General features: G+C 60.6%; 12 protein-coding genes. 9 read left to right on the top strand and 3 right to left on the bottom strand.

Annotation, left to right across the window (positions count from 1 at the left end):
- The 8 genes from CKW24_RS24875 to CKW24_RS24840 form a co-directional block, all read left to right on the top strand.
- Positions 1-95: IS3 family transposase (locus CKW24_RS24875; RefSeq protein ID WP_143501162.1), on the top strand; the 95-nt coding region annotated here is incomplete at its 5' end.
- A gap of 242 nt (positions 96-337) precedes the next feature.
- The gene (gene prmA / locus CKW24_RS24870) at positions 338-1216 is read left to right on the top strand and encodes a 50S ribosomal protein L11 methyltransferase (RefSeq protein WP_095171151.1); all 879 of its coding nucleotides are present in this window, start codon (positions 338-340) and stop codon (positions 1214-1216) included.
- A gap of 30 nt (positions 1217-1246) precedes the next feature.
- A complete protein-coding gene (locus CKW24_RS24865; protein WP_095171150.1) occupies positions 1247-2500 on the top strand; it encodes a DUF3426 domain-containing protein in 1254 nt (417 codons plus the stop codon).
- A gap of 186 nt (positions 2501-2686) precedes the next feature.
- Positions 2687-3697, top strand: coding sequence for a tRNA dihydrouridine synthase DusB (gene dusB / locus CKW24_RS24860; protein WP_095171147.1), 1011 nt, complete (start codon positions 2687-2689; stop codon positions 3695-3697).
- Entirely contained in the window at positions 3694-4014 is a 321-nt protein-coding gene (gene fis, locus CKW24_RS24855) for a DNA-binding transcriptional regulator Fis (protein WP_003186237.1), read from the top strand. Before dusB ends, fis begins: the two co-directional genes overlap by 4 nt.
- Before the next feature lie 82 nt (positions 4015-4096).
- Positions 4097-5704 carry a bifunctional phosphoribosylaminoimidazolecarboxamide formyltransferase/IMP cyclohydrolase gene (gene purH, locus CKW24_RS24850; RefSeq protein WP_095171146.1) on the top strand — a complete coding sequence of 536 codons (1608 nt, stop codon included), beginning with the start codon at positions 4097-4099 and terminating at the stop codon, positions 5702-5704.
- Positions 5705-5857: 153 nt separating this feature from the next.
- Positions 5858-7150, top strand: a complete 1293-nt coding sequence (purD, locus tag CKW24_RS24845; protein WP_095171144.1) for a phosphoribosylamine--glycine ligase — start codon at positions 5858-5860, stop codon at positions 7148-7150.
- A 102-nt stretch (positions 7151-7252) separates the two neighbouring features.
- Positions 7253-10027 carry a hybrid sensor histidine kinase/response regulator gene (locus CKW24_RS24840; protein WP_095171142.1) on the top strand — a complete coding sequence of 925 codons (2775 nt, stop codon included), beginning with the start codon at positions 7253-7255 and terminating at the stop codon, positions 10025-10027.
- 23 nt (positions 10028-10050) lie between these two features.
- Here the strand turns inward: CKW24_RS24840 and CKW24_RS24835 are convergent, their stop codons facing one another.
- The 3 genes from CKW24_RS24835 to CKW24_RS24825 are packed head-to-tail and all read right to left on the bottom strand — an operon-like array spanning position 10051 to position 12224.
- On the bottom strand, positions 10051-10683 hold the full coding sequence (locus CKW24_RS24835; RefSeq protein WP_095171141.1) for a hypothetical protein: 633 nt from the start codon (positions 10681-10683) through the stop codon (positions 10051-10053).
- Positions 10680-11375, bottom strand: coding sequence for a hypothetical protein (locus CKW24_RS24830; RefSeq protein WP_143501291.1), 696 nt, complete (start codon positions 11373-11375; stop codon positions 10680-10682). The genes CKW24_RS24835 and CKW24_RS24830 overlap by 4 nt, the downstream gene beginning before the upstream one ends.
- Positions 11376-11435: 60 nt before the next feature.
- Complete coding sequence (locus CKW24_RS24825; RefSeq protein ID WP_256585541.1) at positions 11436-12224, bottom strand: hypothetical protein; 789 nt, start codon at positions 12222-12224, stop codon at positions 11436-11438.
- A 247-nt stretch (positions 12225-12471) separates the two neighbouring features.
- Between CKW24_RS24825 and CKW24_RS24820 the strand changes: the two genes are divergently transcribed.
- Complete coding sequence (locus CKW24_RS24820; RefSeq protein ID WP_095171137.1) at positions 12472-13068, top strand: MarC family protein; 597 nt, start codon at positions 12472-12474, stop codon at positions 13066-13068.
- Positions 13069-13163: the final 95 nt, after the last annotated feature.

Here is a 13163-nt window from a genome sequence, read left to right as displayed (position 1 = left end):
AGGATTACATCGCCTACTACAACCAAGACCGCATAAGCCTCAGACTGAATGGCTTGAGCCCGGTACAATTTCGGACCCAGGCATTAAATCAATAGCGTCCCCTGTCCAACTTTCGGGGGGCAGTTCACGTCAGGCGGAACCATAGGAGGCCGTTACCGCAGAAATGGATATGTCCTCGGCCCAATCCAACACCCCGGTCAGCCCAGAGGCCGCCACGCAAGCAAGCTCCCTCGCCCCAGCTCACAGCCCACTCCCACAAAACCTTCGCGCTCGCGTAAACTTGCGGGCTTCTCGCAGACCGCTAGGCTGCAATCAATATTTTTCAAAGGTGCCCGCCATGCCTTGGCTGCAAGTCCGTCTCGCCATCAGCCCAGAACAAGCCGAAACCTACGAAGACGCTTTCCTTGAAGTGGGCGCCGTCTCGGTGACCTTCATGGACGCCGAAGATCAGCCGATCTTCGAGCCGGAACTGAACACCACCCCGCTGTGGTCGCACACTCACCTGCTGGCCCTGTTTGAAGGTGGCACCGAGCCTGGCCCGGTGCTGGCTCACCTTGAGCTGCTGACCGGCGGCCCGCTGCCCGAGCATCACAGCGAAGTGATCGAAGACCAGGACTGGGAACGCAGCTGGATGGATGGCTTCCAGCCGATGCAGTTCGGCCAGCGCCTGTGGATCGTGCCAAGCTGGCACGCCGCCCCTGAGCCCGACGCGGTAAACCTGCTGTTGGATCCGGGCCTGGCGTTTGGCACCGGTACTCACCCGACCACCGCGCTGTGCCTGGAGTGGCTCGACGGCCAGGACCTGCAAGATTGCAACGTGCTGGACTTCGGCTGCGGCTCGGGGATCCTGGCCATTGCCGCCCTGCTGCTCGGCGCGAAACAAGCGGTCGGCACCGATATCGACGTGCAAGCGCTGGAAGCATCGCGCGACAACGCCGGGCGCAACAACATTGCCGAAGAGCTGTTTCCACTGTACCTGCCACAAGATCTGCCACCGGTGCAGGCCGATGTGCTGGTCGCCAACATTCTGGCCGGCCCCCTGGTTTCACTGGCACCGCAACTGTCCAGTCTGGTCAAGTCCGGCGGACGCCTGGCGCTGTCGGGGATCCTTGCCGAGCAAGGTGACGAGGTCGCTGGTGCTTATGCCCAGGACTTTGATCTCGACCCGATCGCCAATCGCGACGGCTGGGTGCGTATTACCGGCCGTCGGCGCTAGAATGAGCGCTTGCAGACTCCGGATGGCCGCATGACCGACAGCTTCGTCACTCAATGCCCGCACTGTCAGACCAGTTTTCGCGTCAGCCACACTCAATTGAGCGTGGCTCGCGGGGTGGTTCGTTGCGGCTCGTGCCTGCAAGTGTTCAACGCCGCCCGCCAGTTGCTCGAGCAACGCCAGGGTCAGCAAGCAACCCCGCTTACCCCGCCGCCGGCCATACCTGCTCCCGAGCAACGAGCGATCAGCCAGAAGCAGTGGACCGCCGCCGAGCTTGACCTGGACCACCTCGACCTCGACGAGGAACTGGCCCGGCTGGAGCAGCGGGAAATCCAGCCGACCAAGGAGTTCGGCCAGGAGCGCAAGCCTCGGGAAGACTCGCTCAGTGCCCGGCGCGACAGCGGCGAAAGCGAAGAACCCTGGTCCGACAGCCTGTTCAGCGAGTCTGCAGCCGAACGCGCCTTGACCAACGACGGCAGCCCGGCAACAGGCAACGGCTCGATCGACGATCTCGACGAACCCCACACCTCCTCACGCACCGAGCCTTCGCTGTCGCTGGTCGATCTTGATGACGACGAACCCGAGGCTCCGCAACTGCGCCTTGAGCCTGTGGACGAGGACGCCAGGCAGGACCTGCGCCACGAACGGCTGTCCGCCACCGATGACGACGAGCTGGAAGATCAGCCCCAGGTTATCGAACCGCCGCGCAAGAAACGCCCGCGCAACGAGTCCGCCCGCCATGATGAAGTGCTGCAGGACCTGGTCGACGACCCGTTGCAACTGGACTGGCAAAAGCGCCGCTCACCCTGGGGCCGACGCCTGTTCTGGGGCTTGATGGTGCTGCTGGCGGGCGGCGCCCTGGCCGGCCAGTACATCGCCTATCACTTCGACGAACTGGCCCGCCAGGACCAGTACCGCCCCTGGTTCCAGCAACTGTGCCCACAGATTGGCTGCAATGTGCCGTCCAAGGTCGACATCGCCAAAATCAAGAGCAGTAACCTGGTGGTGCGCAGCCACCCGGACTTCAGCGGCGCCCTGGTGGTGGACGCCATCATCTATAACCGTGCGCCGTTCTCCCAGCCGTTCCCGCTGCTGGAGTTGCGGTTTGCCGACCTCAACGGCCACCTGATCGCCAGCCGGCGATTCAAGCCGGGGGAATACCTCAATGGCGACCTTGCCGGCCTGGCGGAGATGCCGCCACAAACGCCGATCCACATCGCCCTGGATATCCTCGACCCCGGCTCCAAGGCCGTGAATTACAGCCTCAGCTTTCACTCGCCCGAGTGAATCGGTTCAGTGTCCTGCCTTTGACGGTGGCTTTCTGACGGCTGGCGAGGCGCACCAAACTACTGGCAATAACAAAGTAACTGTTCAGATTTTATCCAATTCAGCCTTTAACCAGTCATCGAGAGCGGGTATCATGCCAACCCTTTTTCGAACTCTCATGATCCGACCCCACAACAGGGAAGTCCTATGTCGGCGGTACGCATCGGCCCATATACATTGCACAACGGCTTGATTCTCGCCCCGATGGCGGGCGTCACCGACCAGCCCTTTCGTCAGCTGTGCAAGCGATTGGGCGCAGGGTTAGTAGTCTCGGAAATGGTAACCAGCGACATGAGCTTGTGGAACACCCGCAAGTCGCGCCTGCGCATGGTCCACGAAGGTGATCCCGAGCCTCGCTCGGTACAGATCGCCGGTGGTGATGCACAGATGCTGGCGGACGCGGCCCGGGCCAACGTCGAGCTGGGCGCACAGATTATTGATATCAACATGGGCTGTCCGGCAAAGAAGGTCTGCAACAAGGCCGCCGGCTCCGCCCTGTTGAAAGATGAAGCACTGGTGACCGAGATCCTGCAGGCCGTGGTGGCTGCGGTTGATGTGCCGGTCACCCTGAAGATCCGCACCGGCTGGGACCGGGCAAACAAGAACGGCCTGACCGTGGCGAAGATCGCCGAGCAGGCCGGGATCACGGCGCTGGCGGTGCACGGGCGCACCCGTGCCGACCTGTACACCGGGGACGCCGAGTACGACACCATTGCCGCGATCAAGCAGGCGGTGTCGATTCCGGTGTTCGCCAATGGCGACATCGACTCGCCCGAGAAGGCCCGGCACGTGCTTGACGCGACCGGTGCCGATGGCCTGCTGATAGGCCGGGCTGCCCAGGGGCGGCCATGGATTTTTCGTGAGATCGAGCATTTCCTGCGTACCGGCGAAAAACTGCCGGCTCCGCAGCTGAGCGAAGTGGAACGTATTCTGCTTGAGCATCTGGCCGCACTCCATGCTTTTTATGGAGACGTCATGGGCGTACGCATTGCGCGCAAGCATGTCGGCTGGTATCTCGCAACCTTGCCGGGCGCCAGGGAATTTCGCGCCCACTTCAATCGTTTGGATGGAACGGAAACACAATGCGCCAACGTCCGGGAGTTTTTTGCCGAGCGTTATAAGAGCCTGACAGGGGACGGAGAAGGGGTGGCCGCATGACGATGATGACCGAGACTTTAGTGAGTGGAACAACACCCGTGAGCGACAACGTGAATTTGAAACAGCACCTCAATACGCCGAGCGAAGAAGGCCAGACCCTTCGCGGGAGTGTCGAGAAGGCGCTGCACAATTATTTCGCCCACCTTGAGGGCGCTGCCGTCACGGATGTGTACAACCTGGTGCTCTCCGAAGTCGAGGCTCCCCTGCTCGAAAGCGTGATGAACTACGTCAAGGGTAACCAGACCAAGGCCAGTGAGCTGCTGGGACTGAACCGCGGCACCCTGCGCAAGAAACTCAAGCAGTACGATTTGCTGTAAGCATTTAATCAAACCAGAAAGGCGCCCGCGTAAAACCGGTCGCCTTTTTTGCTGACTTCCTTTGCTTTTGATGGAAATTGAGATGACCGACCAGACTACCCGCCTGCCGATCCGCCGCGCCTTGATCAGCGTTTCCGACAAGACCGGGATCCTCGAATTCGCCAAGGAGCTTGAAGCCCTTGGGGTTGAGATCCTCTCCACCGGTGGGACGTTCAAGCTGCTGCAGGACAATGGCGTAGCCGCTGTGGAAGTCGCGGATTACACCGGTTTTGCCGAGATGATGGACGGTCGGGTGAAGACCCTGCACCCGAAAATCCACGGCGGGATCCTCGGTCGTCGCGGTATCGACGACGCGATCATGAACGAGCACGGCATCAAGCCGATCGATCTGGTGGCGGTCAACCTGTACCCGTTCCAAGCCACCATCAACAAGCCGGGCTGCGACCTGCCGACCGCGATCGAGAACATCGACATCGGCGGCCCGACCATGGTCCGTTCGGCAGCCAAAAACCACAAAGACGTAGCGATCGTGGTGAATGCCAGCGATTACGCCAGCGTCCTGGAAAACCTCAAGGCCGGCGGCCTGACCTACGCCCAGCGTTTCGACCTGATGCTCAAGGCGTTTGAACACACCGCCGCCTACGACGGCATGATCGCCAACTACATGGGCACCGTGAACCAGGCGGCTGACACCCTCAGCACCGAAGGTCGCAGCGAATTCCCGCGCACCTTCAACAGCCAGTTCGTCAAGGCTCAGGAAATGCGTTACGGCGAGAACCCGCACCAGAGCGCGGCGTTCTACGTAGAAGCGACGCCTGCCGAAGTCGGGATCGCCACTGCGACCCAACTGCAGGGCAAGGAACTGTCGTACAACAACGTGGCCGATACCGACGCCGCGCTGGAGTGCGTGAAGAGCTTCGTCAAGCCAGCCTGCGTGATCGTCAAGCACGCCAACCCGTGCGGCGTAGCGGTCAGCCCAGACGCCGAAGGCGGTATTCGCCAGGCCTACGAGCTGGCCTACGCCACCGACACCGAATCGGCCTTCGGCGGCATCATCGCGTTCAACCGCGAACTGGATGCTGAAACCGCCAAAGCCATCGTCGAGCGTCAGTTCGTCGAAGTGATCATCGCCCCGAGCGTCAGCGCCGAGGCCCGCGCCATCGTTGCGGCCAAGGCCAATGTGCGCCTGCTGACCTGCGGCGAGTGGTCGGCTGAGCGTGCCACTGCCTGGGACTACAAGCGCGTCAACGGCGGCCTGCTGGTACAGAGCCGCGACATCGGCATGATCGGCGCCGACGACTTGAAAGTCGTGACCCAGCGCGCACCGACCGAACACGAGATCAACGACCTGATCTTCGCCTGGAAAGTGGCCAAGTACGTCAAGTCCAACGCCATCGTCTACGCCAAGAACCGCCAGACCATCGGGGTCGGCGCTGGCCAGATGAGCCGTGTGAACTCGGCCCGTATCGCTGCGATCAAGGCTGAACACGCCGGCTTGCAGGTAGTCGGTTCGGTGATGGCTTCCGACGCGTTCTTCCCGTTCCGCGACGGCCTGGACAACGCAGCCAAGGCCGGCGTGACGGCGGTGATCCAGCCAGGTGGCTCGATGCGTGATGCAGAAGTGATCGCAGCGGCCGATGAAGCCGGCATCGCGATGGTCTTCACCGGCATGCGCCACTTCCGTCACTGATTAACCGATTCCCTGTGGGAGCGGGCTTGCCCGCGATGCAGACACCTCGGTTTTTCAGATGGACCGCAGTGATGCTATCGCTGGCAAGCCAGCTCCCACAGAAAAGCGCCCCTGCGGTGCTCCACAGAATTAGCGTCATCCGAGGTTTTTGAAATGAATGTTTTGATCATTGGCAGCGGTGGCCGTGAACACGCCCTGGCCTGGAAAGTGGCTCAGGATCCGCGTGTGCAGAAGGTTTTCGTGGCACCCGGCAACGCCGGTACCGCCATTGAAGCCAAGTGCGAAAACGTCGCGATCGACGTCCTGGCCCTGGAACAACTGGCAGACTTTGCCGAGCAGAACGTCGCCCTGACCATCGTCGGCCCGGAAGTCCCGCTGGTGGCTGGCGTGGTTGACCTGTTCCGCTCCCGTGGCCTGGATTGCTTCGGCCCAACCGCCGGCGCGGCCCAGCTGGAAGGCTCCAAGGCCTTCACCAAGGACTTCCTGGCGCGCCACAAGATCCCGACTGCCGATTACCAGAACTTCACCGAGATCGAGCCAGCCCTGGCTTACTTGCGTGAAAAAGGTGCGCCGATCGTGATCAAGGCCGACGGCCTGGCTGCCGGTAAAGGCGTGATCGTCGCCATGACCCTGCAGGAAGCCGAAGACGCGGTGCGCGACATGCTCGCCGGCAATGCCTTCGGTGACGCCGGTTCGCGCGTGGTGATCGAAGAGTTCCTCGACGGCGAAGAAGCCAGCTTCATCGTCATGGTCGACGGCAAGAACGTCCTGCCGATGGCCACCAGCCAGGACCACAAGCGTGTGGGCGATGGCGACACCGGTCCGAACACTGGCGGCATGGGGGCCTACTCCCCGGCACCAGTGGTCACCAGCGAAGTGCATCAGCGGGTCATGGACCTGGTGATCTGGCCAACCGTGAAGGGCATGGCGGCCGAAGGCAACGTCTACACCGGCTTCCTGTATGCAGGCCTGATGATCGACAAGGCCGGCAATCCGAAGGTCATCGAATTCAACTGCCGTTTCGGCGACCCTGAGACCCAACCGGTGATGCTGCGCCTGCAGTCGAGCCTGGTGCTGCTGGTCGAAGCGGCACTGGCCCAAGCGCTGGACAAGGTCGAAGCCCAGTGGGATCCACGCCCAAGCGTCGGCATCGTCCTGGCTGCGGGTGGCTATCCGGCTGACTACGCCAAGGGTGATGTGATCCAGGGCCTGGATGCAGCCGCCGCACTGGAAGGCAAAGTCTTCCACGCCGGCACTGCGCTCAAGGACGGTAACGTCGTGACTGCCGGTGGCCGGGTGCTCTGCGCCACGGCGATGGGCACCAGCGTCGATGCCGCCCAGCAGCAAGCCTACCAACTGGCCGCCAAGATCAATTGGACCGGCTGCTTCTATCGCAAGGACATTGGCTACCGCGCCATTGCCCGCGAGCGTGGCGAAAACCAGTAATAAGCCAGCCGTTCGGCCAGGCAAGGGCCGCTGGTCCTTGCCGCCCTGTTCCAGGCCCGCGCATAGTTGTAATCTGGCATCAACCTAAGAAGGGATTCCGCCGTGCGCTGGCTCAGGATTGCCATTGGCTTGACCGTCACCCTACTGACCCTGCTCTGCATGCTCCCGGCCCAGGCCACGCAAGGCAGTGGCTGGGCGGTATTGCTCGACGAACACGGCAGCCTGCAACTGACCGACATCCGCTCGGCCCGCTACACCAATCAATTCAGCCCGATTGAACTGGACCAGATCACCGCCGCCGACCCTGATGGCGCGCTGTGGCTGCGCTTTCGGCTCAATCCTGGCAAACACGAACAACTGCTGCGCATCTTCGCCCCCGACCTGGTGCACCTGGACCTCTATGTGCTGGACGGCGACACGCTGATCGAGCAGACCCACAGTGGCAACGACCAGGCACTGAGTACCCGCCCGCTGCCCAGCACCGACTTCATGGTGCCACTGCCGCAGGTCCAGCAGCCACTCGACGTATATCTACGCTTGGTGTCCGAACACCAGTTGCGGCCCTACATCACCCTGCAATCAGCGGTCATGTCCGCCGCCAACCAGACCCAGACGCTGATCTACGGCCTGTTGTTCGGTTGCATCGCCATGCTGATCCTGCACAACCTCACGCGCTATGCCTTCACCCGCTCGCAAACCTGCCTGTGGCTCGCGGCGTGTGAAGGCCTGCTGATGCTGGGCATGCTGCTGCTGTTGAACCTGGCCGGCCCATGGCTACCCGACTGGCATGCCCTGCAAACCCCCGACGCCTACCTGGCCCTGCTACTGACGGCGCCGTGCGGGCTGATGTTCACCTACCGGTTCTTTACCCCGCTGGGCCCGCACCCGCTGAACAAGCTGCTGATGGGCGATATCCTGTTCATTGTCCTGTGCAGCCTGTTGTTGCTGTTCGTCGAGACCTTGCCGCTGAACCTGATGACCTATGCACTGGTCGCGCTGGCCGGCCTGAGCATGCTCCTGGTCAGCGCCTACCACTGGCAGCAGGGCTACCGACCGGCCCGCTTCTTCGTCATCGCGATGGTGGTGTTCAACCTCGGCACGCTGATCATCTTGCCGGCGCTGCTGGGCCTGACAGTGGTCGCCCCGCAAAGCCTGATCACCGCCTTGTTGGCCTTTATCGGACTGAGCGGCCTGCTGATGGGGATTTCGCTGACCGAGCGCCAGCGCAGCATCATCGAGAACCGCTTCAGCATCAGCCGCGACCTGGCCGCCAGCAATGCCGAAATCAACGCCAAGGCCGAGTTCCTGGCGAAGATCAGCCATGAAATTCGCACCCCGATGAATGGCGTACTGGGCATGACCGAACTACTGCTGGGCACGCCACTGTCAGTCAAGCAGCGCGACTACGTGCAGACCATCCACAGCGCCGGCAACGAACTGCTGACGCTGATCAACGAGATCCTCGACATCTCCAAGCTGGAGTCCGGGCAAATCGAGCTGGATGACGTGCAGTTCGACCTCAACGCCCTGGTCGACGACTGCCTGAGCATCTTCCGCGCCAAGGCCGAGCAGCAGAACGTCGAGCTCATCAGCTTCATCCAGCCCCAGGTGCCACGCGTGATCAGCGGCGACCCGACACGCCTGCGCCAGACCCTGCTGAGCCTGCTGGAAAACGCACTGAAAAAAACCGAGGAAGGCGAGATCCTGATTGTTGTCGCCCTCGATGAGCGCAGCAGCAAACCGCGCCTGCGCATCGCCGTGCAGGACAGCGGGCTGCCCATGGAGGCGCAAGAACGTGAAGCCTTGATGCACGCAGAACTGCACAGCAAGAACTTCCTCTCCGCGACACCCCTGGGCGGCAACCTGGGCCTGGTGATTGCCCGCCAGTTGATCCTGTTGATGCACGGCGAGTTCGGCATCAAGTGCGGCAGCAATCAGGGCAATACACTGTGGCTGACCTTGCCCCTGGACCCGGACCGTCTCGAACACCCGACATCCGACCTCGACAGCCCGCTGCAAGGCGCACGGGTGCTGGTGGTGGACGACAACGACACCTGCCGCAAGGTCCTGGTGCAGCAATGCACGGCCTGGGGCCTGAATGTCAGCGCCGTGCCTTCCGGCAAGGAAGCCCTGGCCTTGCTGCGTACCAAGGCGCACCTGCGCGATTATTTCGACGTGGTCCTGCTGGACCAGAACATGCCCGGCATGACCGGCATGCAACTGGCCGCCAAGATCAAGGAAGACCCGAGCCTGAATCACGACATCCTGCTGATCATGCTCACCGGTATCAGCAACGCCCCGAGCAAGATCATCGCGCGTAATGCCGGGATCAAACGCATTCTGGCCAAACCCGTGGCCGGTTATACGCTCAAGACCACCCTGGCCGACGAGTTGACCCAACGCAACAAAGGCCAGGCCGTCTCCCCGTCCCTGCCCGGCAACCAACCCCTGGAGGTCAGTGTGCCCAGCGACTTCCGCATCCTGGTCGCCGAAGACAACAGCATCTCGACCAAAGTGATTCGCGGCATGCTGGGCAAACTCAACCTGCAACCGGACACCGCCAGCAACGGCGAAGAAGCCTTGAAGGCGATGAAGGCCCAGCGTTATGACCTGGTGTTGATGGATTGCGAAATGCCGATCCTCGACGGGTTTTCCGCCACCCAGCAATTACGCGCCTGGGAAGTCGGCAACCAGCGCACTCGTACCCCGGTGGTAGCACTGACCGCGCACATCCTCGCCGAACACAAGGACCGCGCACGCCAGGCCGGCATGGACGGGCACATGGCCAAGCCGGTGGAGCTGTCGCAACTGCGTGAGCTGGTCGAGTACTGGGTGGTCCAGCGCGATCAGCACAATCGCAACACATCGCCCGTCTGATCAATCCCCTCGCTGCGTCCCAGTCAAATCGACAGCCCGCGGATGGACGTGAGTGATTGCTCCAGGATCGCTTTTTTAACTTTCTCGCGAAACTGCGCGTAGTAAAGCGTATTGAAGGTCAGCAACGCCATCTGCTCCCTGCTCTCTCGCACCTGTTCTTGCGCGAATAGAAACTGCGGAGCGCTTCGATACAGCCTGAACTGTCGGTGGTAGAGACCCAGGTCGATCTTGTTCGGGCCGTTGGCGATGCAGGGAATCATCTGAAAGACCCCGGCCTGCTGTGTCAGGCTGCTGGACTCGAACAAATCGAGCGCCGCCTGGTTCTGCTCCAGGGCTGCCATTGCACGACTGATAGGACTGGAAAAAGCCTCACCCAGGCGCCTGGAAATCTGCTGAATGACCTGATGGCCCATCGAGTCGGTGGACGTGAGCAGCAACCCCTCCGGCCGTGGCACATCCCAGCCGATGAACTTGAGCGTGTTGCGGTAATACTCAAACCAGTCGCCTTCCAGGCCATCGGCAACTGCCGCGCGGGTCGCCCTTTGCGCGTACAGGGTACTGAGGTAAATGTCTTCCCGATGGGACTCCGGTAGATCACCGGCAAAGGCGATCAGGCTGCCACCCACCACGGCGGCCTGTGCAGTGGTATCGATCATGAGCGGCCCTCCACCGTGAAGGGTTTACAGGTGACATCCGTGATTTCACCCAGCTTCGCAAGGTTGTCGCTCAGTTTATCCCTGAGTTTCAGGTCAACCGCCTCACGAGCCCGTGCATAAAGGAGTTCGGAAAGATTCGCCCGCGCCTGGCGAATGCATACAGGGCCCACCACCTCCTCAACGCAAAATGCCTGCGACCAGGGGTTTGCGCTCAGCACCTGGCGAGTCTGGAAGACGATATACAGGCTGATGATCGAGGTTGGCGTCAGCGCCAGGATCGCCAACAGACGCACGTCCTGCAGGGCTGGACTGGCGTTTCCAGGCAGCTCGCCAATGGCTGCAACGGAGCTGTTCAAGTGCGCTATATGGGGCAGGAAAGCGGCAAAAGCCTGCCCCGAACGATCTTTGCAATTGGTCATCATCCCGGCTGCCCACTCCAAGGGGGAACTGCCACTCTGGGGTCCCAGGGAAAAATGCTGCTGCGCCTTGAGCGAGCGTATCCAAAAATCATCGACCACCTGCAGATAGGCGTCGTACCAATCGACAGCCGCCTTCATCTGCATTTTTTTATTAGCCACCAGTTGGGCCAACAGGCACGATTTGACGACATCAGAACACGTGGCCAGGCCATTGGCTCCGGGCAATGCAACAACCGCATCCCTTACTGCATACACCATGTAATGCTGTTCCATAGCAAACCCCCAAAACTAAAAGGGCAGCCACTGCATGGCTCCCCTTTTATTTTTATTCCGTTAAATTTGGTAGTTGGAGATCTTGGTTTTTGCGTTGATACCTAACTTCTCTAGAATGACCTCGCGGGTCACCTCGACAATAGCCGGTACTTTCCTGAATACCGACTCACCGCGATACAGCTTCACATCGCGAGAATCCCAGTCGGAAAACAGAACCTGGGTCGAAGTATTCTTGCGAATAAACCGCACGGTCCCCAAGGCCAGTGTCACTTCACCATTGATTTCCGTACAGGTTCCGGCCGCGGTACCGCCTACGCCATTTTCAAGCATGTTGCGCTCATACAGGGTCAGCGCGGTTTCGCGCTTTTTCAGTGCGTTGATGGCGGAACTTGCCACTTTCAGCATCAGTGCGGAGGTAGAACCCGGCAAGGCAATCCCGGCCACGACAGCCCCAAGGATCTCCAGGACCAATTCATCCATGCGCACCGAGTTACCCCCGATATTGATGTCGTTATAAAACTTCTGGGTGGGCAGCCAACCGGCATCGGTCATGACCTGGACAAAATGGTAGTACCACTCCTTACCCTGCTCCTCGCGCGGAAATTCTTTGTTCGACGCCAGCGTTGCAAAAAGAAACGCGTGCATGACATCGTCGATATTTTGCCCAGCGAGATTACCGGTAAAAGACAAAACACCCTCCCCGACAACAGCAGCTTTTTCCGGCGCCTCAACTTCCGGCAAAGCAAAACTGCGGGAGCGTAGAGTCGAGGAGTCCGCTATCTCATAATTCCTGATACGTTCAACACATCCGACGGCAGTCATTCCATACACACCATCAACAACATTCATGACCAGCTCCTTGATTATAATTCCAGCCTCTTCATGAGACTGCAAAGCGACCATAAACAGGAACAAGGAAAATCACAAACTGCAACCTGTAACTTTCCAATAACAACTGTCACCCAAGCATCGAACTACCTAAACAAAACAACTAACTACGCACCGACAAAATAATCATTGATCTACCGGCCATCTCCCACAACCCATAGACCGACTGATAGACTCCCCCAACACTCTCCCGCCGCGAGCCAAAACCATGCTCCACGTGCTATTCAGCGTTTACCTGAAAATGTTGGTGCTCTATAGCCCGTTCTTCGTGCTGTCGTGCTTCATCAGCCTGACCCGCGGCTATTCCAACAAGGAGCGTCGGCGCCTGGCGTGGAAAGTCGCCCTCGCGACCCTGATTTCCAGCATTTTGCTGTACCTGTTCGGCCGGGTGATTTTCAACGTGTTCGGCATCACCGTAGACGCCTTTCGCATCGGCGCCGGCAGCGTACTGTTCATCTCGGCATTGGGCATGGCCCAAGGCAAATCCGCGGTGCAGACCGACAACGTGCAGCAGGATGTGACCATCGTCCCGCTGACCATCCCGCTGACCGTCGGTCCCGGCACCATCGGTGCCTTGCTGGTGATGGGCGTCGGCCAACCGCACTGGGACGATAAACTCACCGCGATCATGAGTATTGCCCTGGCCAGTCTCACTGTGGGCGTGGTGCTGTACCTTTCCAATCGCATCGAGCGGATTCTCGGTGACCAGGGTTTGCAGATCGTCAGCCGCCTGATGGGGCTGTTTGTCTGTGCACTGGCGGCGCAGATCATCTTTACCGGGGTCAAGGGTTACCTGGTGCCCTGAGGCCCGGCTCAAGCCCCGCCATCAGCTCTGCCGGTGACAGCGAGACACGCTCGCCAGAAAACTCCATGGCCAGTTCCAGTCCATGCCTTGACGCC

The organism is Pseudomonas sp. Irchel 3H3, from assembly GCF_900187635.1.
Taxonomy (GTDB): Bacteria; Pseudomonadota; Gammaproteobacteria; order Pseudomonadales; family Pseudomonadaceae; genus Aquipseudomonas.
The sequence above is the reverse complement of the archived record's forward strand: the minus strand, read 5'-3'. Positions and strand labels throughout refer to the sequence as shown.